Annotated in this window: 23 protein-coding genes; 12 read left to right on the top strand and 11 right to left on the bottom strand. The window is 69.8% G+C overall.

Annotated features, from left to right (window positions below):
* The first annotated feature begins 27 nt into the window (after window positions 1-27).
* Window positions 28-252 (top strand): DUF3107 domain-containing protein, encoded by a 225-nt coding sequence (locus tag HOW07_RS03595; protein ID WP_064296179.1) that lies wholly within the window; start codon window positions 28-30, stop codon window positions 250-252.
* Between the two features lie 2 nt (window positions 253-254).
* On the top strand, window positions 255-554 hold the full coding sequence (locus HOW07_RS03600) for a hypothetical protein (RefSeq protein WP_079705552.1): 300 nt from the start codon (window positions 255-257) through the stop codon (window positions 552-554).
* A 75-nt stretch (window positions 555-629) separates the two neighbouring features.
* On the opposite strand, the gene HOW07_RS03605 is transcribed toward HOW07_RS03600, so the two are convergent.
* Complete coding sequence (locus HOW07_RS03605; protein ID WP_175116110.1) at window positions 630-1,349, bottom strand: ferritin-like fold-containing protein; 720 nt, start codon at window positions 1,347-1,349, stop codon at window positions 630-632.
* 136 nt (window positions 1,350-1,485) lie between these two features.
* On the opposite strand from HOW07_RS03605, the gene HOW07_RS03610 reads away from it, so the two are divergent.
* Window positions 1,486-3,045, top strand: a complete 1,560-nt coding sequence (locus tag HOW07_RS03610; RefSeq protein WP_175116111.1) for a DEAD/DEAH box helicase — start codon at window positions 1,486-1,488, stop codon at window positions 3,043-3,045.
* Between the two features lie 146 nt (window positions 3,046-3,191).
* Here the strand turns inward: HOW07_RS03610 and HOW07_RS03615 are convergent, their stop codons facing one another.
* Window positions 3,192-4,046, bottom strand: coding sequence for a PHP domain-containing protein (locus HOW07_RS03615; RefSeq protein WP_064296175.1), 855 nt, complete (start codon window positions 4,044-4,046; stop codon window positions 3,192-3,194).
* 82 nt (window positions 4,047-4,128) lie between these two features.
* Here HOW07_RS03615 and HOW07_RS03620 point away from each other — a divergent pair, with 82 nt between their 5' ends.
* Window positions 4,129-5,166, top strand: a complete 1,038-nt coding sequence (locus HOW07_RS03620) for an endonuclease/exonuclease/phosphatase family protein (RefSeq protein WP_175116112.1) — start codon at window positions 4,129-4,131, stop codon at window positions 5,164-5,166.
* Between the two features lie 41 nt (window positions 5,167-5,207).
* Complete coding sequence (locus tag HOW07_RS03625; RefSeq protein WP_175116113.1) at window positions 5,208-6,605, top strand: aminopeptidase P family protein; 1,398 nt, start codon at window positions 5,208-5,210, stop codon at window positions 6,603-6,605.
* A 42-nt stretch (window positions 6,606-6,647) separates the two neighbouring features.
* Here HOW07_RS03625 and HOW07_RS03630 read toward each other — a convergent pair whose 3' ends face one another.
* Window positions 6,648-7,151, bottom strand: a complete 504-nt coding sequence (locus tag HOW07_RS03630) for a general stress protein (RefSeq protein WP_121290020.1) — start codon at window positions 7,149-7,151, stop codon at window positions 6,648-6,650.
* Between the two features lie 68 nt (window positions 7,152-7,219).
* Here HOW07_RS03630 and HOW07_RS03635 point away from each other — a divergent pair, with 68 nt between their 5' ends.
* The 3 genes from HOW07_RS03635 to HOW07_RS03645 are packed head-to-tail and all read left to right on the top strand — an operon-like array spanning window position 7,220 to window position 10,221.
* A complete protein-coding gene (locus HOW07_RS03635) occupies window positions 7,220-8,533 on the top strand; it encodes a magnesium transporter MgtE N-terminal domain-containing protein (RefSeq protein ID WP_121290018.1) in 1,314 nt (437 codons plus the stop codon).
* On the top strand, window positions 8,511-9,053 hold the full coding sequence (locus HOW07_RS03640) for a DUF1003 domain-containing protein (protein WP_121290016.1): 543 nt from the start codon (window positions 8,511-8,513) through the stop codon (window positions 9,051-9,053). Before HOW07_RS03635 ends, HOW07_RS03640 begins: the two co-directional genes overlap by 23 nt.
* Entirely contained in the window at window positions 9,046-10,221 is a 1,176-nt protein-coding gene (locus HOW07_RS03645) for an Mrp/NBP35 family ATP-binding protein (RefSeq protein ID WP_175116114.1), read from the top strand. The genes HOW07_RS03640 and HOW07_RS03645 overlap by 8 nt, the downstream gene beginning before the upstream one ends.
* Window positions 10,222-10,256: 35 nt before the next feature.
* On the opposite strand, the gene HOW07_RS03650 is transcribed toward HOW07_RS03645, so the two are convergent.
* Window positions 10,257-10,691, bottom strand: a complete 435-nt coding sequence (locus tag HOW07_RS03650) for a Sec-independent protein translocase TatB (protein WP_175116115.1) — start codon at window positions 10,689-10,691, stop codon at window positions 10,257-10,259.
* A gap of 71 nt (window positions 10,692-10,762) precedes the next feature.
* Between HOW07_RS03650 and HOW07_RS03655 the strand changes: the two genes are divergently transcribed.
* Window positions 10,763-11,395: a class I SAM-dependent methyltransferase gene (locus HOW07_RS03655; protein ID WP_175116116.1), complete on the top strand. Its 633-nt coding sequence runs from the start codon at window positions 10,763-10,765 to the stop codon at window positions 11,393-11,395.
* Between the two features lie 92 nt (window positions 11,396-11,487).
* On the opposite strand, the gene HOW07_RS03660 is transcribed toward HOW07_RS03655, so the two are convergent.
* The 3 genes from HOW07_RS03660 to dapE all read right to left on the bottom strand — a co-directional run bounded on the left by HOW07_RS03660 (window position 11,488) and on the right by dapE (window position 14,075).
* Window positions 11,488-11,661: a DUF3117 domain-containing protein gene (locus HOW07_RS03660; protein WP_079002123.1), complete on the bottom strand. Its 174-nt coding sequence runs from the start codon at window positions 11,659-11,661 to the stop codon at window positions 11,488-11,490.
* Window positions 11,662-11,764: 103 nt separating this feature from the next.
* Entirely contained in the window at window positions 11,765-12,988 is a 1,224-nt protein-coding gene (locus HOW07_RS03665) for a hypothetical protein (RefSeq protein ID WP_254628157.1), read from the bottom strand.
* Window positions 12,978-14,075 (bottom strand): succinyl-diaminopimelate desuccinylase, encoded by a 1,098-nt coding sequence (gene dapE / locus HOW07_RS03670; protein ID WP_175116117.1) that lies wholly within the window; start codon window positions 14,073-14,075, stop codon window positions 12,978-12,980. Before dapE ends, HOW07_RS03665 begins: the two co-directional genes overlap by 11 nt.
* Before the next feature lie 51 nt (window positions 14,076-14,126).
* Between dapE and dapD the strand changes: the two genes are divergently transcribed.
* On the top strand, window positions 14,127-15,104 hold the full coding sequence (dapD, locus tag HOW07_RS03675; protein ID WP_175116118.1) for a 2,3,4,5-tetrahydropyridine-2,6-dicarboxylate N-succinyltransferase: 978 nt from the start codon (window positions 14,127-14,129) through the stop codon (window positions 15,102-15,104).
* Window positions 15,105-15,186: 82 nt separating this feature from the next.
* Here dapD and HOW07_RS03680 read toward each other — a convergent pair whose 3' ends face one another.
* The 4 genes from HOW07_RS03680 to HOW07_RS03695 all read right to left on the bottom strand — a co-directional run bounded on the left by HOW07_RS03680 (window position 15,187) and on the right by HOW07_RS03695 (window position 18,648).
* Entirely contained in the window at window positions 15,187-16,446 is a 1,260-nt protein-coding gene (locus HOW07_RS03680) for a citrate synthase (RefSeq protein ID WP_064296340.1), read from the bottom strand.
* Between the two features lie 179 nt (window positions 16,447-16,625).
* Window positions 16,626-17,747 (bottom strand): succinyldiaminopimelate transaminase, encoded by a 1,122-nt coding sequence (gene dapC, locus HOW07_RS03685; protein ID WP_371743569.1) that lies wholly within the window; start codon window positions 17,745-17,747, stop codon window positions 16,626-16,628.
* A gap of 4 nt (window positions 17,748-17,751) precedes the next feature.
* Window positions 17,752-18,075, bottom strand: a complete 324-nt coding sequence (gene fdxA / locus HOW07_RS03690) for a ferredoxin (protein ID WP_056007281.1) — start codon at window positions 18,073-18,075, stop codon at window positions 17,752-17,754.
* A gap of 39 nt (window positions 18,076-18,114) precedes the next feature.
* Window positions 18,115-18,648 (bottom strand): hypothetical protein, encoded by a 534-nt coding sequence (locus tag HOW07_RS03695; protein WP_175116119.1) that lies wholly within the window; start codon window positions 18,646-18,648, stop codon window positions 18,115-18,117.
* A gap of 203 nt (window positions 18,649-18,851) precedes the next feature.
* On the opposite strand from HOW07_RS03695, the gene efeU reads away from it, so the two are divergent.
* Both efeU and efeO read left to right on the top strand, forming a co-directional pair.
* Window positions 18,852-19,700, top strand: coding sequence for an iron uptake transporter permease EfeU (efeU, locus tag HOW07_RS03700; protein ID WP_079002111.1), 849 nt, complete (start codon window positions 18,852-18,854; stop codon window positions 19,698-19,700).
* Between the two features lie 54 nt (window positions 19,701-19,754).
* Window positions 19,755-20,966, top strand: a complete 1,212-nt coding sequence (gene efeO, locus HOW07_RS03705; RefSeq protein ID WP_121290002.1) for an iron uptake system protein EfeO — start codon at window positions 19,755-19,757, stop codon at window positions 20,964-20,966.
* The last annotated feature ends 55 nt before the right edge of the window (window positions 20,967-21,021 follow it).

A 21,021-nucleotide genomic window follows, 5' to 3' on the forward strand; every position in this document is an offset into this window, starting at 1 on the left:
GCCGTACGCAACCGAAAGGCACTCAAGGTGGAAATTCGCATCGGAATCCTCAACAGCCCTCGCGAGATCGGCTTCGAGACCTCGCAGCCGGCGTCGGAGATCGAGCAGGCGGTCAAGACCGCGCTCGAGACGGACGCCAAGCTGCTCGCACTCAAGGACGACAAGGGCACCAGCTACCTCATCCCGACCGCGGGCATCGGCTACGTCGAGCTCGGAACCGAGGAGTCCCGCCGCATCGGATTCGTCGGCTGACCATGGAACTCCTCTTCGTCGTGCTCGGCGGTGCCATCCTCGGTCTCGCCGTCCGCTACCTCCTGCCCGGCCGCGACCAGCACGGGGCCGCGCTCATCCCGGCGGTCGCGACGCTCGTCGCCGCCGTGGTCTGGGTCGCGGCGACGTGGGCCGGCATGGCGTGGGACGGCGGCTGGATCTGGGTGCTCGCCTTCGGCGCGTCCGTCGTCGTGAGTGTGGTGGTCGACCTCGTGCTCGTCCGCGTCCGCACCTCGTCGGACGAGGCGATGCTGACCCGCTTGCAGCAGGGCGTCGCCGCCTGACCCGAAGCGCTCGATCGATCGACGCCGTCGCTCCAGCCGGAGCGGCGGCGTCGTCGTGTCGGAGGGGACGACCGGTCAGGCCGTGAGCCCGAGCGCGTCCATCCGTCTGGTGTGGTTCGCGATGAGCTCCGTGTAGACCGGTTCGACCCGGGCGTCGTCCGGCAGCGCCTTGCTCTCGGTCACGAGGGCCGACCTGGCGACGAGCATGGTGTCGCCGAGCAACCGGCGGCCCCACATCGCGAGCGTCGAAGCGCGCTCCGGGTGCGATGCGATCACCCGGTGCAGGATCCCGACGAGCGGGTCCTCCTCGGGACAGGGGGCGACGATCGCAGCCAGATCCCGGGCGTCCGCTCCGTCCAGACCGCGTGCGAGCTGCGCGAAGAACTCGTCGAGGAAGCCCCGCGCCACGAGGACGCCCAGCAGGAGTTCGTCCCAGGTACCGGTTCGCAGGATCGCCTGGAACTCGTCCCGCGTGCGTGCGTAGGGTTCGAGCACGGCGACGGGGTCGTCGCTCGTCCTCCGGAGCCACGCGAGCAGCGCCTGGTGCTTGCGCAGCGCCGTGGCGGCGGCCTCTGCGAGCGTCTCCCGATCGGCGTCGTTCGGAGCGTGCTCGACGGCGAACGACAGCGTCATGAAGAACCCGAGCTGCAGCTGCGCCACCTGACCGAGGTAGTCCGCGGTGCTGGGCGCGAGCTCGTGGAGGTCGACGCGGGTCGCCTGGACGGCGTCCTCCCGCGAGCGCAGACGAGGCGTCTGCGTGCCGGGACGCCGACGTCGTGCAAACCAACGAGCCATGCGACCACCCTATCCGCAGCACGCCGATCGCCGTGTTCCGCGCGCCCAGCGGCCTCTCGGGACCTCCCGGGTAGAATAGCCGTGCCCCGGCGTCGGATCGGGGCCCTACACCTGTGTGCAATCGAAGGTGTAGACCATGACTGCACTGACAGGTATCTCCGTGACTTTCTCTGATCTCGGTGTCGACCAGGACATCGTCGACGCCCTCACGTCCAAGGGCATCATCGAACCGTTCCCCATCCAGGAGCAGACGATCCCCCTCGGGCTCGCCGGCCAGGACATCATCGGCCAGGCCAAGACGGGCACGGGCAAGACCTTCGGGTTCGGCATCCCGATCGTCCAGCGCCTCGGCCTCGACCCGGCTCCCGGCGTCAAGACCCTCGTCGTCGTCCCGACCCGTGAGCTCGCCGTCCAGGTGTCCGAGGACATCGAGATCCTCATCTCGAACCGGTCCACGACGCTCGTCTCCATCTACGGTGGCAAGGCCTACGAGGGGCAGATCGAGCAGCTGAAGGCCGGCGCCCAGATCGTCGTCGGCACGCCCGGCCGTCTCATCGACCTCAACAACCAGCGTCTCCTCGACCTCTCGGGCATCACCGAGATGGTGCTCGACGAGGCCGACAAGATGCTCGACCTCGGCTTCCTCGCCGACATCGAGAAGCTCTTCTCCAAGACCCCCGCCGCGCGTCACACGATGCTGTTCTCGGCGACCATGCCCGGTCCGATCGTGGCCCTGGCCCGCCGCTTCATGAGCAAGCCGATCCACATCCGGGCGAGCGACCCCGACGAGGGGCTCACGCAGGCCAACATCAAGCACCTCATCTACCGCGCGCACTCGCTCGACAAGGACGAGGTGATCTCGCGCATCCTGCAGGCCGAAGGACGCGGCAAGACCGTGATCTTCACGCGGACCAAGCGGGCCGCCGCGAAGCTCGTCGAGGAACTGACCGACCGCGGGTTCAACGCCGCGGCGGTGCACGGCGACCTCAACCAGGAGCAGCGCGAGCGGGCGATGGCGTCGTTCAAGGCCGGCAAACGCGACGTCCTGATCGCCACCGACGTCGCCGCCCGTGGCATCGACGTCGACGACGTCACCCACGTCATCAACCACACGATCCCCGAGGACGAGAAGACGTACCTCCACCGCGTCGGTCGTACCGGTCGTGCCGGGAAGACGGGTATCGCCGTCACGTTCGTCGACTGGGACGACCTCCACAAGTGGGCGCTCATCAACCGCGCCCTCGAGTTCGGCCAGCCGGAGCCGACGGAGACCTACTCCTCGAGCCCGCACCTCTTCACCGACCTCGGGATCGCCGAAGGCACGAAGGGCCGACTGAAGCCCGCCAAGGCCGTCGAGCCCGCTCCGCGACGCGAGGGTTCGCGGAGCACAGGCGGACGCGACGGTTCCCGGACCGGCGGCGGACGCGACGGTTCGCGGACCGGCGGCGGTCGCGGTGGTGAGCGCGGCGGACGCGGAGGCGACCGCACGCAGCCGACCAGCACCCGGCTCGAGTCCCAGCCGAGCACCCGCGCCCACTCGCGGACGCACGACGCCGCCTCGACCGACACCGTCGACCGCAGCGCGCCTGCGGCAGGCACACACGACGGCCACGGTCCGGAGCACCGCGACGGCAACAGCGCTCCCCGCCGTCGGAGCCGGACGCGCCGCACCGCACCCCCGGCACCGACGGCGTAGATCCACCACGCAGAACGCCCGCACCCTTCCGGATGCGGGCGTTCCGCATGTCGCGAGCGCTGCGCTCGGAGCCGGACGCCCCGTGGGCACTTCGGCAGGCTCAGTGACCGGAAGAGGTCCGACGGGAGCTCCCGGCGCGCCGCGGGTCAGTCGGGCAGGACGGGCGCCGAGCCGGTGGCCTCGCCCACGATGCGCCGGACCACGTCGATGTCCGTGGTGTTCTCGCCGAGGCGGTTCGGCTTACCGGTGCCGTGATAGTCGCTCGAGCCGGTAGCGACGAGGCCCAGCTCGGAGGCGATCCGGCGCACGACGACCTTGCCCTCCTCGGTGTTCTCGCGGTGCTCGATCTCGAGCCCGAACAGACCCGCATCGGCGAGCTCGCGGAAGTACGGCTCGGGCAGCATCCGGTCGCGACCGGCCGGGACCGGGTGGGCGATCACCGGGACACCACCGGCGGCGCGGACGAGCTTGACCGCCGTGAGCGGGTCGGGCGCGTAGTGCGGCGCGTAGTACCCGGTGCGCGGGTGCAGGATGCCGTCGAATGCTTCACCACGGTCGGCCACGATCCCGAGGGCGACGAGGGCGTCGGCGATGTGGGGCCGGCCGACAGTCGCGCCTTCGCGGGTCTGCGCGAGGACGTCCGACCAGGACAGCGGGTAGTCGTCACCGATGCGTGCCACGATGCCTTCGGCCCGCCGGAGCCGGGACTCCCGGATCTTCGCGGTCTCCTGGAGCAGGTCGCCGTTCAGCGGATCGATGAGGTACGCGAGCAGGTGCACGCTCCGCCACTCGTAGCGGGTGCTCAGTTCCATTCCGGGGAGCAGGGTGATGCCCTGGCGACGCGACTCGACGGCCGCCTCGGCCCAACCGGCGGTGGAGTCGTGGTCGGTGAGGGCGATCGTGCCGAGCCCTGCGGCACCGGCAGCGCGCATCAGCTGCGTCGGCGTCTCCGTGCCGTCCGAGACGCTCGAGTGCGTGTGCAGATCGGCGGGGCCGTGCATGTCTCGAGCGCTCACCACGCTTCCACCCTAGTCGCAGGTCCCGCCCCGAGGACTCCCAGACCGCTCGCCTACGCTGACGCGGGTGCTGAAGACCGTCGGTGGCGTCACCGCGGCCGTGCTCGCGATCGCGACCACGGCCCTGCTGGTCGTGGCCGTCCTCCCCGGCCTGTTCGGTCTCGAACAGGCCCAGGTCGTCGTCCAACTGAGCGCGTTCCGCCTCGTCGTGGCGATCATCGCCGCCGGCGGCGCCCTCCTCTGCCTCGTGACGACGATCCTGGTCCGGGGATCCCGCCGCGTGCTCCCCGCCATCCTGGCGGTCGTCCTCGCCGCGGTCTCGGTCACCGGCGCCGTCGTCACCGCCAACCGCGGGGTCGACGACCAGATGGTCGCCGGAGAGGCGACCGATCTCGCAGATCAGGTCACGGTCCTCGCCTGGAACACCCTCGGCGACGCCGTCGACCCCGGGACGATCGCGGCGATCGCGGTGCGTGAGGGCGCCGACGTCGTCGCCCTCCCGGAGACCTCGTCCGACACCGCGGCGGTCGTCGCCGCCACGATGACCGCCGCCGGACGGCCGATGGTGGCGCATTCGACCGCCGCCGACGCAGGAGGGACGAGCCTCCTCATCAGCACCGGACTCGGCGAGTACGCGGTCCGCGTACCGACGGCGACCGGGCCGACCGCCATCGAACGCTCGGAGACCCTCATCGCCGATCCGGTCCTCGGTCGCGGACCGACCCTCGTCGCCGTCCACACCACGGCCCCACTGCCGAGTCGGCTCGACGATTGGCGCTCGGAACTCGCCGATCTCGCCAGCCGCTGCACCGACGACGCGGACATGATCATGGCCGGTGACTTCAACGCGACGCTCGACCACCTCGCCGGATTGCGCGGCGTCGGCGACCTGGGCGCATGCCACGACGCCGCCGCAGCCGACGCGGCAGCCGGGCTCGGTACCTGGCCGACCGAGCTCCCGGCGGTCCTCGGCGCGCCGATCGACCACGTCATGGCGTCACCGGGATGGGTCACCGTGTCGGCTCGCGTGCTCACCGACGTCGACGGCACCGGCAGCGATCACCGGCCCGTGGTCGCGACGCTGCTCCCCCGCACGGCGGGCTGAGCGACGGGCACCTGTCGCCACCGCAGTGCGACAATGGAGGCATGGCGACTTCCGCAGACACATCCAGTTCGAACACCGTCCAGACCGAGGCGACCTCCAACCGGGCGGCCGCCTGGTCCGAGGGCTTCCGTGCCTTCATCGGCACCGGGTGGGCGGACCGCCCCGAGGTCCTGCCTGAGCCGCGGGAGACCGCCGGCCTGGCAGCGGCTCGTCGTGAACGCCTGTCCGCTCAGTTCCCCGGTCAGCGTCTCGTCCTCCCCGCGGGCGGGATGAAGCAGCGGTCGAACGACACCGACTACCTGTACCGGGCGCACTCCGCCTTCTCGTACTACACCGGCTGGGCGGCCGACACCGAACCCGACAGCGTCCTCGTGCTCGATCCCGAGGGGTCCGGCCACACCGCGACCCTGTACTTCCGAGAGCGAGCGGGCCGCGACACCGACGAGTTCTACACGAACGCCGCGATCGGCGAGTTCTGGATCGGTGCACGTCCGTCGCTCGCCCAGGTGGCGGCCGACCTCGCGATCACGACCGCCGACCTCTCGGCGTTCACGGCCGACGCCGCCGATCTCACGGTCGACGTCGACGACGAGCTGACGCGCGCCGTGTCGGAGATGCGCCTCGTGAAGGACGCCTACGAGATCGCGCAGATGCGTCTCGCCGTCGACGCGACCGCGCGCGGCTTCGACGACGTCATCGCCGAACTCCCGAAGATCCTCGCTCACGAGCGCGGCGAGCGCATCGTCGAGGGCGTCTTCGCCGGGCGGGCTCGCGCCGATGGGAACGGCGTCGGGTACGAGACCATCGCCGCCGCCGGACCGCACGCCTGCATCCTCCACTGGACACGCAACGACGGACGGGTCGTCCCGGGCGACCTCATCCTCATCGACGCCGGCGTCGAGCTCGACAGCTACTACACCGCCGACATCACCCGCACGCTCCCGGTGTCCGGCACGTTCACCGAGGTCCAGCGCAGGGTCTACGAGGCCGTCCGCGAGGCGGCCGACGAGGCCTTCGCCATCGTCCGCCCCGGCATCCGGTTCCGAGAGGTGCACGCGGCCGCGATGGCGGTCATCGCGCGCAAGACCGCCGAGTGGGGACTGCTCCCCGTCACCGCCGAGGAAGCGCTCCTGAAGGAGAACGAGCAGCACCGGCGGTACATGGTGCACGGGACGAGCCACCACCTCGGCACCGACGTGCACGACTGCGCCCAGGCCCGCCGCGAGATGTACGCCGACGCCGTGATCGAGCCAGGCATGGTCTTCACCATCGAGCCCGGCCTCTACTTCCAGGTCGACGACCTCACGGTCCCCGAGGAGTACCGCGGCATCGGCGTCCGGATCGAGGACGACATCCTCGTCACCGAGGACGGCGCGGAGAACCTGTCCGCCGGCATCCCGCGCACCGCGGACGAGGTCGAGGCCTGGGTCGCGCGCTGAGCCCGTCCGTCGGGCGACGGCTCGGAGCCTGACGCGGCTGGATCAGCCCGCGTCGGTCTCCGGGCCGCGCTCCAGGAGGTTGCGTGCACGGTTCGCGAGCTCACCGCCGACGATGAGGTCGTAGCGCGTCGCGACGACGAGCGTGGCCGAGGTGTACTCCTGCCGCTTGCGGGTCACCGAGTACGACACGATGCCGAACAGCATGCCGAACGCGGCACCCATGAGCACCGCGGCACCGAGCAGCATGAGGTTCGTCTCGGGGTTGAAGATGACGAGGACGAGCCCGAGGAACAGTCCGAGCCAGGCACCGCTGACCGCACCGGCTCCCGCAGCACGGCCGTAGCTGAGGCGACCGGTGACGCGTTCGACGCTCTTGAGATCGCTGCCGACGATCGAGATCTCCTTGACCGGGAAATCGGTGTGGGCGAGCGAGGAGATCGCGGCCTGCGCGGACTCGTAGCTCTCGTAGCTGGCCACCGTCTCGCCTCGCGGGATGACGCCGAGCGTCGGGGCGCCCTTCCGGCCGAACTGTCGCGGATCACTCATACCTCCATCCTCTCACCCCGCCCGGAGCGGACGCTCCAGGCCGACCACCGGCGGGTAGGTTAGTAGTCGTGAGTGCAACCAGAGTGTTCGTCGCCAGGCTCGCCGGGTGCACCGTCTTCGACCCCGCGGGCGATCGTGTCGGCAAGGTCAGGGACGTGCTCGTCGTCTACCGCACCGGCAAACCACCGCGGGTCGTCGGCCTCATCGTCGAGATCCCCGGCAAGCGCCGCGTGTTCGTCTCGATCGGCCGCGTGACGAGCATCGGCGCCGGGCAGATCATCACCACGGGACTCATCAACGTCCGCCGGTTCGAGCAGCGCGGTGGCGAGGTGCGCGTGATCGCCGAACTCTTCGGCCGACGTGTCGTCTTCCGGACCACCGGCGAGGAGGCGACGATCGAGGACGTCGCCATCGAGGAGCAGGGGCCCGGCGAGTGGCAGGTGTCGCAGCTGTTCGTCCGCCGCCCGAAGACCACCGCCTCCCCCTTCGTGAAGGGCCCGACGACCTTCGCCACCTGGAACGAGCTGCGCGAGGAGCAGGAACTCGGCGAGGCGCAGTCCGCCGAGCAGCTCATCGCGACCTATGCCGACCTGAAACCGGCCGACCTCGCGAACACGCTCCTCGACCTCCCGCGCGACCGGATGATCGAGGTCGCTGAGGAGCTGTCCGACGACCGACTCGCGGACGTGCTCGAGGAGATGCCCGAGACCGACCAGGTGCAGATCCTCGGCCAGCTCGACGACGACCGCGCGGCTGACGTCCTCGACCAGATGCAGCCCGACGACGCCGCCGACCTCATCGCCCAGCTCCCCGAGGATCGCGGAGAGCACCTCCTCGAGCTCATGGAACCGGAGGAGGCCGAGGACGTCCGCATGCTGCTCCGGTTCGACCCGGAGACCGCGGGTGGCCTCATGACGACCGAGCCGATCATCCTCTCCGCCGACGCCACCGTCGCGGAAGCCCTCGCGTCGATCCGACGCTCCGAGCTGGCACCGGCGCTGGCGGCCGGAGTCTGCATCACCCTGCCGCCGTACGAGTCCCCGACAGGACGCTTCCTCGGGATGGTGCACTTCCAGCGCATGCTCCGCTACCCGCCGCACGAGCGCCTCGGCACGCTGCTCGATCAGAGCCTCGACCCGGTGGGCGTCCGGACCTCCGCCGCCGAGGTCTCGCGGATCCTCGCCAGCTACAACCTCGTCCAGGTGCCCGTCGTCGACGAACAGCACCGCCTGCTCGGGGTCGTGACGATCGACGACGTGCTCGACTACCTGCTCCCCGACGACTGGCGCAGCATCGACGAGAACGACGAACTCCCGCCGTCGGAACAGCGGCTCGGAACGAACGGAAGGAGGGCAGGTCGTGGCACGAGCTCCCCGCAATGAGATCAGGCTCGACGCTCCGAAGGGACTTCGCAGTTCCGTGCGGTCCATCCGCCGCGCACCGGCCTCGCGCGACCGCTTCGGCCGCTTCACGGAGTGGATCGCCCGGGCGATGGGCACCCCGTGGTTCCTGCTCGGCCTCACGCTCTTCGTCATCCTCTGGATCGGCTGGAACACCTACGGACCGCTCGCCCTCCGGTTCGACTCCGTCGACATCGGTTTCGTCGCACTGACGCTCGTGCTCTCCCTCCAGGCCTCCTACGCGGCGCCGCTCATCCTGCTCGCCCAGAACCGCCAGGACGACCGCGACCGCGTGCAGATCGAGCAGGACCGGCAGCGGTCCGAACGGAACCTCGCCGACACCGAGTACCTCGCCCGTGAGGTCGTCGCGCTGCGCCTGGCCCTGAAGGACATGGCGTCGAAGGACTTCATCCGCGCCGAACTGCGCTCCCTGCTCGAGGAACTCGATCGGGATCGCACCGACCAGCCCGAACACGACGGGCCCGAGCGTCGGCGTGGCTGACGCCGACGCCGCTGACACCGGCCTCGCCGAGCGGATCAGGACTGCTCTCGCCCGGGTCATCGACCCCGAGATCCGCAGACCGATCACCGAACTCGACATGGTCGGCCCGATCACGGTGGACGACGACGGTGCGGCCGATGTCACGATCAAGCTCACGATCGTCGGCTGCCCGGCAGCGGCGAGCATCGAGCGCGACGTGCGTGAGGCCACCGCGGCGACCCCCGGGGTCACGAGCGTCGCGGTCGACGTCCAGGTGATGTCGACGGCGGAGCGTCAAGCGCTCACGGAGCGCCTGCGAGGCGGCCGGAGCGCCCGCGGCATCCCGTTCGGCCCGGACTCACTGACCCGTGTATACGCCGTGACGAGCGGCAAAGGCGGTGTCGGGAAGTCGACGGTGACCGCGAACCTGGCCGTCGCACTCGCCGCCAGTGGTCTGCGGGTCGGCCTGGTCGACGCGGACGTCCACGGGTTCTCCATCCCGGGGCTCCTCGGCCTGGTCGAGGACGGCGTGGCCGTCAAACCGACGCAGGTCGGCGACATGATCCTGCCACCGGTCGCCCACGGCGTGAAGGTCGTCTCGATCGGCATGTTCATCGACGCACCGACGGACGGCACCACCGCCGTCGCCGTCGCCTGGCGCGGACCGATGCTCCACCGCACCATCCAGCAGTTCCTGACCGACGTGTTCTTCGGCGACCTCGACGTCCTGCTCCTCGACCTCCCGCCCGGCACCGGGGACGTCGCCATCTCCATCGGCCAGCTGCTCCCCCACGCCGAGGTGCTCGTCGTCACGACACCGCAGCCGGCCGCCGCCGAGGTGGCCGAGCGCAGCGGCGTGGTTGCGCGCCAGACCGGGCAGCGCGTCCACGGCGTCATCGAGAACATGGCGGGTCTCCCCCAGCCCGACGGCAGCATCCTGCAGCTGTTCGGCTCAGGGGGTGGCGAGGCGCTCGCAGCGCGGTTGTCGATCGGCCAGGACGCACCGGTACCGCTCCTCGCCTCGGTCCCGCTCAGCGTCCCGCTTCGGGAAGGTGGAGACGCCGGGCTGCCGATCGTGCTCTCGGATCCGACGGATCCCGCGGCCGCCGAGATCCTCCGGCTGGCCGGACAGCTCGCTGCCAGACCGCGTGGCCTCGCCGGTCGCCGTCTCGGCGTCAGCACGAACTGAGCGGTCCGGGTCGGACGCGTGCGACCGAAGCGGACTCAGGTGGCTTCGAGGTCGAACGGGGGCGCGGCGGTCTCCCCGGCTGCGAGTCGGCGCAGGCGCTCGTCGGTCGCCGCCTGGATCGACTTCGGTTTCTCGAGCGACGGAACGGCTGCAGCGGCGGCCGCGGGAGCCGCGTCGAGCGGAGCGGTCGTCGCGACCGTCGGCGACACCGGGGGCTCGTCGTCGAGGAGCGCCTCGCGGATGATGCGCCTCGGATCGTACTGACGTGGGTCGAGCTTCTTCCAGTCGACCTCGTCGAACTCCGGCCCCATCTCCTCGCGCATCCGGTCCTTGGCACCGGAGGCGAGGTCGCGGAGGGTGCGGACGAGTCGCGCCAGTTGCGAGGCGTAGTACGGCAGCCGTTCCGGACCCAGCAGGAACACGGCGATGACCCCGATGATGAGGAGTTTGTCGAAGGTCAGACCGAACACGACATCAGACTACCGCGCGAGCCTCAGCTGTCGGAGCAGTTCCAGGCCATACGCTGGGATCCGGAGGCAAGGTGTCAGAACACAATCTCAACTGGAAGTACGCGGGCGACATGGTCGTCGAGAGCGCGGCGATGCTCACGGCGCGCGCTCACGCGCACGAACTGGGTGTCGAACCGATCTCTCCCGCGATCGGCGCGCAGATCGCGGTGGTGGCTGCGGCCACCCGCGCGGAGTCCATCGTCGAGGTGGGGACCGGCACCGGCGTCTCCGGGCTCTGGCTGCTCCGCGGTGCCACGAGCGCGGTGCTGACGTCCATCGACACCGAGATCGTGCACCAGCAGCAGGCACGCGCGGCGTTCACGGAGGCCGGCATCACCACCAACCGCATCCGCCTCATCACCGGCAGCGCACTCGACGTCCTGCCGCGGATGAACGAGAACTCCTACGACCTCGTCCTCGTCGACGGCGACCCGGGATCGGTGATCGAGTACGTCGAGCACGGACTCCGTCTGGTGCGTCCCGGCGGCACCGTGCTCGTCCCGCATGCGCTCTGGCGAGGCCGCGTGGCCGATCCGGCTCAGCGGGACGAGACCACAGGACTGTTCCGCTCGCTCGTCCAGGAGATCTCCGCGTCCGACGCGGTCGTCAGCGCCCTGTCCCCCGCCGGCGACGGCCTCCTGCAGATCACCAAACCCAACCTCTGAGCGCTCCGCACGACGACGAACCGGCCGCCATCCTGACTCTGCGAGCAGTGATGACGGCCGGTTCTCAGCTCATGCGGCGTCGGTGACGGGGATCAGCCCGCGCTCACCACACCCGCGAGTGCATCATGCAGTTCTTGAGCCTCTGCGTCGTTGACCGACACGACGAGACGCCCTCCCCCTTCAAGAGGCACTCGCACGATGATGAGCCGACCCTCCTTCACGGCCTCCATTGGCCCGTCTCCGGTGCGTGGCTTCATTGCGGCCATGCGAGTCCCCTCTCGTTTTTCGACTGACCCCCATTATCTCGTATCACGGGGGCTCGTGATAATCCTGAGCGCGGCGAGGCGCAGGATGAAGCCGGATCGGCACTCAGGGAATGGTCCAATACGCGTTCGCGAGCCCGTACATGACGAAGATCCAACACCACTGCAGCGCCAGCGAGACGATGACGACGCCACCGCGGTACCAGCGGTTCCGTGGGACGGCGACGGCACCGAGGAGCGGGAAGACCGGGACGAGCAGCCGGAAGACACTCGTCTGTGGGAAGAACACCGCGAAGAGGTAGAGGAGGTAGGACCCCACCCACAACCGGAGGTCGGCACCGAGCCGGCGCACCGGCTGGAGGAACAGGAGCACGACGGAGCCGACGAAGACCGCTGCGACGACGGCGATGCCCGGACCATCCCCGAACCAGAACTGGCCGCCCTGGATCCAGGCGGAGAACGGGACGAGCGGTTGCTCCCCGATGAAGGCGGCCCGCCACGCCAGCTCCGTCTCGAGGTACGCGTCCGGCGTCCCGGTGACGAGGCCGGCGATGACCATCCACGCGAATCCGGCGACGGCGGCGAGTGCCCCGCCCGCGAGGATGAGGACGACCTCCCGGCGCGCCAGCGGGTCGCGGTGTCGCGTGACGATCCGCACGATGAGATGGAGGCCCAGCAGGAGCGAGAAGGCCAGGACTCCGGGGCGGGTGAACGCCATGACCGGGATGACCGCGAGGAGCCAGCCGTACCGGCGCGTCACGAGCAGGAGCAGCGCGAGCGTCAGCAGCAGCAGGAACATCGATTCGGCGTAGGCGACCTGGAACAGGGCGCTGAGCGGGGCGATGCAGAACAGCACGACGGCGAACATCGCCCGTTCATCGCCGAGGCGGATGCGCAGGAGCCGGTGGAACAGCAGGGCCGCCCCCAGGCCACAGCACAGCGAGACGATCACGGCCATGACCGGCCACGGCAGGAAGGTGACGACCGAGAGCGCCTTCACGACCCCCGGATAGACCGGCATGAACGCCCACGCGTTCTCCGCGACCCGGCCGGCGTCGTCGAGCGGCAGCTGGGTCGGGTAGCCGTACGTCGCGATCCACCAGTACCACTGCCCGTCCCAGCCGGCGGCGAGCGTCCCCAGCGAGGGGAACGCGCCGAACCGGGAGTCCGGCGCCTGCAGCAGACTCGCGACCGCGAACATCGCGGTCGTCACCAGGCGGGACAGCACGTACACGATGGTGATCCGCCCCCACCACGGCAGGCGGGCCCAGCGCCGGAACATGGACGGCCGCTCCTCGACCTCGGTCGAGTGGGCCGTGTCAGCGACCATCGGGCCCGGTCAGCCAGGCGCGGAGCCCGCGCTCACAGTCCTCGATGTGCGCGAGCGGGACGCGCTCGTCGTCGGCATGGGCGAGGAGCGGGTCACCCGGTCCGTAGTTGACGGCGGGGACGCCGAGTGCAGAGAAGCGTGCGACGTCCGTCCATCCGTACTTCGGGGCCGGTGTGCCGCCGACCGCGGCCAGGAAGTCTTGGGCGATCGGCGCGTCGAGCCCGGGACGAGCGCCCTCCGCGACGTCCGTCTGCACGACCTCGAAGCCGGAGAAGAGTTCCTCGAGGTGGGCGAGCGCCTCGGCACCCGTCCGGCTCGGAGCGAAGCGGTAGTTCACCTCGACGGTAACGAGGTCGGGGATCACGTTCCCGGCGACGCCGCCGGTGATCCCGACCGCGTTGACGCCCTCGCGATAGACGAGCCCGTCGACCTCCACCTCCCGTGGCGTGTACGAGGCGAGTGTCGCGAGGACCGGGGAGATCGCGTGGATCGCGTTGACGCCGACCCAGCTCCTGGCCGCGTGCGAGCGCCTGCCGTGGGCGCTCACGTGGACGCGCAGCGTTCCGTTGCAGCCGCCCTCGACGCCGGCGTTGCTCGGCTCGCCGAGGATCGCGAAGTCGCCGACGAACAGGTCGGGACGGTTCCGCGCGAGACGACCGAGGCCGTTGAGGTCGGATGCGACCTCCTCGTTGTCGTACCACATCCAGGTGATGTCGACGACGGGATCGGTGAGCTCAGCCGCGAGCTTCAGCTGGACCGCGACGCCGCCCTTCATGTCGACCGTCCCCCGACCCCAGAGCACCGCCTCGCCGTCGCGCTCCTCGAACCGGGTCGGGACGTTGCCGTTGATCGGGACGGTGTCGATGTGGCCGGCGATGATGACCCGCTGGGCACGTCCGAGCGAGGTGGAAGCGACGACCGTGTCGCCGTCGCGCACGATCGTCAGGTGCTCGAGCCCCTCGAGCGACGCCTCGATCGCGTCGGCGATGCGGGCCTCGTCTCCCGAGACGGAGGCGATGTCGCACAGCTGCTGGGTGAGTTCCACCGAGGAGACGGACAGGTCGAGTACGGGGACTTCGGCTGGCATGGCACCAGTGTATTGGCCGTCGGCCTGAGTGTTGGCCGGTACCCTGGAGCCATGACCGCTGCGCCTGCCGAGACCCCCGTTCCGACTCACGCCTGGGGCTCCGGCCTCGCGACCATCGCCGCCGACGGCACCGTGCTCGACACCTGGTTCCCCGAGCCCTCGCTCGGACGGATCCCCGAGGGCCGCGACCGCTGGATCGCCCCCGCAGACCTCGAGGCCCTCGCGACCGACGACGAGCGCCGGGCCGTCCGCATCGACATCGTCACCGTCGAGATCGAGCTGCAGGCCGCTCCGCAGAGCACCCCGGACGCCTACCTGCGGCTGCACCTGCTCAGCCACCTGCTCGTCCAGCCGAACACGATCTCGCTCGACGGTGTCTTCGCGCACCTCCCGATCGTCGTCTGGACCAACGCCGGCCCCGTGCACCCCGCGGACTTCGACCGTCTCCGGCCGTCGCTCCTCCGCTCCGGCATCCACGCGACCGGCATCGACAAGTTCCCGAGACTCCTCGACTACGTGACGCCCGACAAGGTCCGGATCGCCGACGCCTCGCGCGTCCGGCTCGGCGCCCACCTGGCACCGGGTACCACCGTCATGCACGAGGGCTTCGTCAACTTCAACGCCGGAACCCTCGGCGCGTCGATGGTCGAAGGACGCATCTCGCAGGGCGTCGTCGTCGGCGACGGCAGCGACATCGGGGGTGGTGCGTCGATCATGGGGACGCTCTCCGGCGGCGGGACGCAGCGGGTGGCGATCGGTCAGCGCGCCCTCCTCGGCGCCAACTCCGGCATCGGCATCTCGATCGGCGACGACTCGGTGGTCGAGGCGGGTCTCTACGTGACCGCGGGCACCAAGGTCGTCCTCGCGGGTGCTGCGGCCACGGCCGAGGGCGCGCCGCGCACGGTCAAGGCGGTCGAGCTGTCGGGTGTCCCGAACCTCCTGTTCCGTCGGAACTCGCTCACCGGGGCCGTCGAGGTGCTCCCCCGCTCGGGCTCGGGCGTCGAGCTGAACGCGGCACTGCACGCCTGACCCGGCGTCCCCGAGCACAGAACGGCCCCGCATCCGAGGTGGATGCGGGGCCGCCCTTCGACAGGCTCAGGAGCCTACGGGACTAGCGCGTCGGGAAGGGACGCTCGGGCGAACCCGTGTACAGCTGCTGCGGGCGCCCGATCTTGGTCTGCGGGTCGAGGTTCATCTCACGCCAGTGGGCGATCCATCCGGGCAGGCGTCCGATGGCGAAGAGCACCGTGAACATCCGCGTCGGGAAGCCCATCGCCTTGTAGATGACGCCGGTGTAGAAGTCGACGTTCGGGTAGAGCTTGCGCTCCTTGAAGTAGTCGTCCTCGAGGGCGATCTGCTCGAGCTCCTGAGCCAGGTCGAGCAGCGGGTCGTTGATACCGAGCGCCCGGAGCACCTCACCGGCGCTCTCCTTGACGAGCTTGGCGCGCGGGTCGTAGTTCTTGTAGACGCGGTGCCCGAAGCCCATGAGCTTCACGCCGTCTTCCTTGTTCTTCACGCGGTCGACGAAGCGCTGCACGCCCTCGCCGGACTCCTGGATCCGGCCGAGCATCTGCAGGACGGCCTCGTTCGCGCCACCGTGCAGCGGACCCGACAGGGCGTTGATGCCGGCGGAAACGGAGGCGTAGAGGTTCGCTCCGGTGGAGCCGACGAGGCGGACCGTGGAGGTCGAGGCGTTCTGCTCGTGATCCTCGTGCAGGATGAGCAGGAGGTCGAGCGCCTTCGACAGGACGGGATCGATCTCGTAGGGCTCGGCGAGGTTGCCGAAGTTCAGCTTGAGGAAGTTGTCGACGAAGCTCAGCGAGTTGTCGGGGTAGAGGAACGCCTGCCCGACCGACTTCTTGTGCGCGTAGGCGGCGATCACCGGGAGCTTCGCGAGCATGCGGACCGTCGTGAGCTCGACGTGGTCGGGATCGTGCGGGTTGGCGTCCGACTCGTAGTAGGTCGACATGGCCTGCAGGGCGCTCGACAGGACGGCCATCGGGTGCGCCGTGTGCGGGAGCGCCGAGAAGAACCGCTTGAGGTCCTCGTGGAGGAGCGTGTGGCGCCGGATCTTCTCGTCGAACCCGCCGAGTTCGTCGGCCGTCGGGAGCTCCCCGTGGATGAGCAGCCAGGCGACCTCGAGGAAGGTCGACTGCTTGGCGAGCTGCTCGATCGGGTAGCCGCGGTAGCGCAGGATGCCCTGGTCGCCGTCGATGTACGTGATCGCCGACTTGGTCGCCGCGGTGTTGACGAACCCGTAGTCGAGTGTGGTCAGGCCGGTCTGCCGCGTGAGCGAGGAGATGTCGATACTCGACGCGCCCTGGGCTGACTGGTGGATCGGGAATTCGGCCGTTCCGCCGGGGTAGTTCAGGGTGACCTGATGCGTCTCGGTGGAAGCCTGTTTCTCGACGTCGCCCACGGCGCCTCCTCATATCTTCGTGCGATAGGGACTCGACATCGCCCTCCGATACGACGGCGTGTCACATACAGCCTAATCGGCTTCGGACCCAACTGTTGTTTCCCACAGTGATCCGGCGACTTCCTTGGAGTTCACCCCGAAATCGGGCGGAGGCCCCGAAGTCTGGACGCGGCGGCCGCGATGCGCTCGTCGGTGGCGGTCAGGGAGAGCCGCACGTGCTGCGGCCCGGCCTCGCCGTAGAACACCCCCGGGCCAGCAAGGACACCGATCGACGCCAAGCGGTCGATACTCACCCAGGCGTCCTGGCCCTCGGTGATCCACAGGTACAGTCCCGCCTCGCTGCGATCGACCCGGAACCCGGCCTCGCGGACGGCCGGGAGCAGCACCTCACGGCGGGCGCGGTACCGGGCCTTCTGCTCCGCGACGTGGGCGTCGTCGCCGAGCGCCGCGACCATGGCGGCCTGCAGCGGGGCCGGCAGCATGAGACCCGCGTGCTTCCGGACGGTGACCAGCCGACGCACCAGGCGCTCGTCGCCCGCGAGGAACGCGGCACGGTAGCCGGCGAGGTTGGACTGCTTGCTCAGGGAGTAGATCGCGAGGACGCCCTCGGTGTCGCCGTCGGTCACGCGTGGATCGAGCACGGACGGGGTCGGCGTGTCGGACCACTCCCCCTCCCAGCCGAGTTCCGCGTAGCATTCATCGCCCACGAGGACGGCGCCCAGTTCGCGGGCTCTGGCTCGGGCTGCCCGCAGCTCGTCGACCGACAGGACACGACCGTCGGGGTTGCCGGGGGAATTCAGCCAGACCAGCCGGGTGCTCTCCGGCCATTCGGCGGGGTCGTCGGACGCGAACGCCTCGGCTCCGGCGATCGCCGCGCCGACCGCGTAGCTCGGGTAGGCGGCCACGGGGTGGACCACGGTGTCGCCGGCGCCCAGGCCGAGGAGGAAGGCGAGCAGCGCGACGAGTTCCTTCGAGCCGATCGTCGGGAGGACGGCGTCGAGGGTGAGCCCCTCGACACCACGACGGCGCGCGAACCAGTCGACGATCGCCTGCCGGAGTTCGGGCGTGCCGACCGTGGTCGGGTACGCGTGCGCGTCCGTGGCCGCCCGGAGCGCATCCCGGATGAGGCCGGGAGTCGGATCGACCGGCGAACCGATCGAGAGGTCGACGATGCCGTCGGGGTGCCGACGGGCCTGCTCCGCATACGGGACCATGAGGTCCCAGGGGTAGTCGGGCAGCGGCTGCAGTGCCACGCGACTACTCGTGGGCTTGGGGCGGCAGGGCGGCGATGAGCGGGTGGTCCGAGGGGATCACGCCGACCTTCGCGGCCCCGCCCGGGGAACCGACCTCGTCGAAGAACTCGACATTGGCCTTGTAGTAGTCCGCCCACTCCTCGGGGAGGTCGTCCTCGTAGTAGATCGCCTCCACCGGGCAGACCGGCTCGCACGCACCGCAGTCGACGCATTCGTCGGGGTGGATGTAGAGCGACCGTTCACCCTCGTAGATGCAGTCGACGGGGCATTCGTCGATGCAGGCGCGGTCCTTGACATCGACGCACGGCAGGGCGATCACGTAGGTCACGGGCGGGTGGCTCCCTTCACGAGCACTGAGTTGTCCAGTCTACGCCTGCGGCGAGACGGGGAGCGGTTCGGGCGTCGGTCCCGCGTGACGGTCGTCGCGCTTGCGGGCGCGCTCCGGGAGCTTCGGCCACGCCACGACGAGGACGGCGATGAGGCCGGGGGCGATGGTCCAGACGAGGCCCGAGACGCTCTGCGGGATGAGGACGGAGCCACCGGTGCTCTCGAGCAGCAGGATCCCGATCATGAGGATGACCCCGAGCGCCGCTGCCGACGCTGCGAGCCGGTCTCCCAGGACGATCCGGAGTCCGACTAGGAGCATGGCCACACCGAGGATGCCGAGCACCAGCCCGACCGGGAGCGCGACACCGAGGACGGAGGGCGCCCAGGCGTGAGCGACCGTGCCGATGGCGCCGTACGCCAGACCGACGAGGAACGCGAGGACGATCCCGATCACCCGTGATGCCGTGGACGGCTCGTGTGGTGGGTCCGGCTGCGGCGGTGTCGGCGGGAACCAGCGGTCGTCGCCGACCGTGCGGCCGTCTGGGAGGCTGGGGTCGGGGGCCGGATCGGTCATCCGCCGATTGTATCTGGACACCCTCGGTGTCAGGCGCTATGGTCGACGTCGGATAAGGTTAGCCTTACCCAACCGCGTTCCGAAGTCGCAGCGCCCCGCCCGGACCACGGTCCCCGCCCGGCGCGCCCTCGGATGCATCCCCACCCCGCAGACGACGGCCTCCCCCGGGCGACCGCCTGCTCGACGCCCGAAAGTCCGGTCACGTGCTCGCGAACTACCTCATCGGCCTCCGAGAAGGCCTCGAAGCCGGCCTCATCGTCGGCATCCTCGTCGCCTACCTGAACAAGCTCGGCCGCCGGGACGTCCTCCCCAGGTTGTGGCTCGGCGTCGCCGTCGCGATCGTCGTCTCGCTCGGCGTCGGTGCCATCCTCACCTGGGGACCGTACGGGCTGAGCTTCCAGGCGCAGGAGATCCTCGGCGGCGGACTGTCCATCCTGGCCGTCGGGCTCGTCACCTGGATGATCTTCTGGATGGGGCGCAACGCCCGAGAGCTCAAGCACGACCTCGAGTCACGACTCGACGCCGCCGTCGCCGGGTCGGCGATCGGGATCATCGTGCTCGGTTTCATCAGCGTCGGCCGCGAGGGGATCGAGACCGCCCTGTTCATCTGGGCGAGCGTCAACTCCGGCGAGAACGCCGTCGTCGGCTCGATCGGCGCGCTCCTCGGCATCCTCACCTCCGTCGTCATCGCCTATCTCATCTACCGCGGATTCGTCCGCATCAACCTCGGGACCTTCTTCACGTGGACCGGCCTCTTCCTCGTCGTCGTGGCCGCCGGCGTCCTCGCCTACGGCGTCGGCGACCTCCAGGAGGCGGGCGTCATCCCCGGCTGGGGGCAGGCCGCGTTCGACCTGAGCGCCGTCGTCCCTCCGACGAGCTGGTACGGCACCGTCCTCGGCGGACTCTTCAACTTCACCCCCGCCCCGACGTGGGCACAGTTCGGTGCGTGGCTGCTGTACCTGATCGTCACGCTCGTCTGCTTCATCCGGGTCTCAGGACTCGGCCGTCGGCGCCCGACCTCGGTCACGAAACCGGTCACGACGAACGCCTGACCGGTCCCCGACCCACCACGAACCAAGCACCAGCACCTTCCGACAGGAGTCTCCATGCAGCACCGCATCATCGCCGGCCTCGCCGGTGCGGGCGTCCTCGCCCTCGCCCTCACGGGATGCGTCCCGAACAAGACGGGAAGCGACGCACTCACCGTCGCCATCACCGACGACTCGTGTTCGGTGTCCGTGGCGAAGGCGACGGCCGGTGCCGTGACCTTCTCGATCACCAACAACGGTACCGACGTCAACGAGTTCGAGATCCTCGCCTCGGACAAGCTGCGCATCGTCGGCGAGAAGGAGAACGTGACGCCGGGCCAGACGGTGTCCTACGTCGCACAGCTGAACCCCGGCACGTACTACACGGCCTGCAAGTTCCAGCTCGTCGGCGCACCGGTCGGCCTCGCCGAGTTCACCGTGACGGGCGAGAACGCCGCCGTCTCGAAGGACGAGCAGGCGCTCACCGACCAGGCCGTGACGAACTACGTCGCCTACATCAAGTCGCAGGTGGCCGAACTCGTGCCGCAGGTGAAGGCCTTCACCGACGCGTACGTCGCCGGCGACGACGAGACCGCCCGTCAGCTGTTCGCGACGACGCGCGTCTCGTACGAACGCATCGAGCCGACGGCCGAGGCCTTCGGCGACCTCGACCCGAAGATCGACTACCGCGAGGTCGACGCCGTGGCTGAAGGACTCGACTGGACCGGCTTCCACCGGATCGAGAAGGACCTCTGGCCACCGGCAGCCGACGCACTGAACTCCGACGGCACGAGCGCGCTGCTGGACTGGACGCCGTCGACGCCGGAGCAGCGTCAGCAGTTCGCCACCGGTCTCGTCGACGACGTGCAGCAGCTGTTCGACCTCGTCTCCGAGAAGGACTTCACCGTGAGCCTCGGCGACATCTCGAACGGCGCCATCGGTCTCCTCGACGAGGTCGCCGTCGGCAAGATCTCCGGCGAGGAGGACTGGTGGTCCCACACCGACCTCTACGACTTCGCGGCCAACGTGCAGGGAGCCGAGGTCGCGTTCGGCAACGTCAAGGACATCGCCGCGAGCAAGGGCGACGCGGGCACGAAGCTCGTCGGCCAGATCGAGACCGAGTTCACGGCGCTGCAGGACCTGCTCGCGAAGTACGGCAGCCTCGACAACGGTTTCGTGAGCTACGACACCGTCACCGAGGAGCAGCGCAAGGAGCTCTCCGACCAGGTGAACGCCCTCTCCGAGCCGCTGTCGCAGCTCACCCACACGGTGCTCGGCGTCGCCGAGTAACACCGACCGGATCCACCGCCGCCTCCGCGGCGCGCCGGGCCGGAACCGCTCAGAG

Source organism: Plantibacter sp. MCCC 1A11337 (assembly GCF_013349365.1).
GTDB classification, from domain to species: Bacteria; Actinomycetota; Actinomycetes; order Actinomycetales; family Microbacteriaceae; genus Plantibacter; species Plantibacter flavus_A.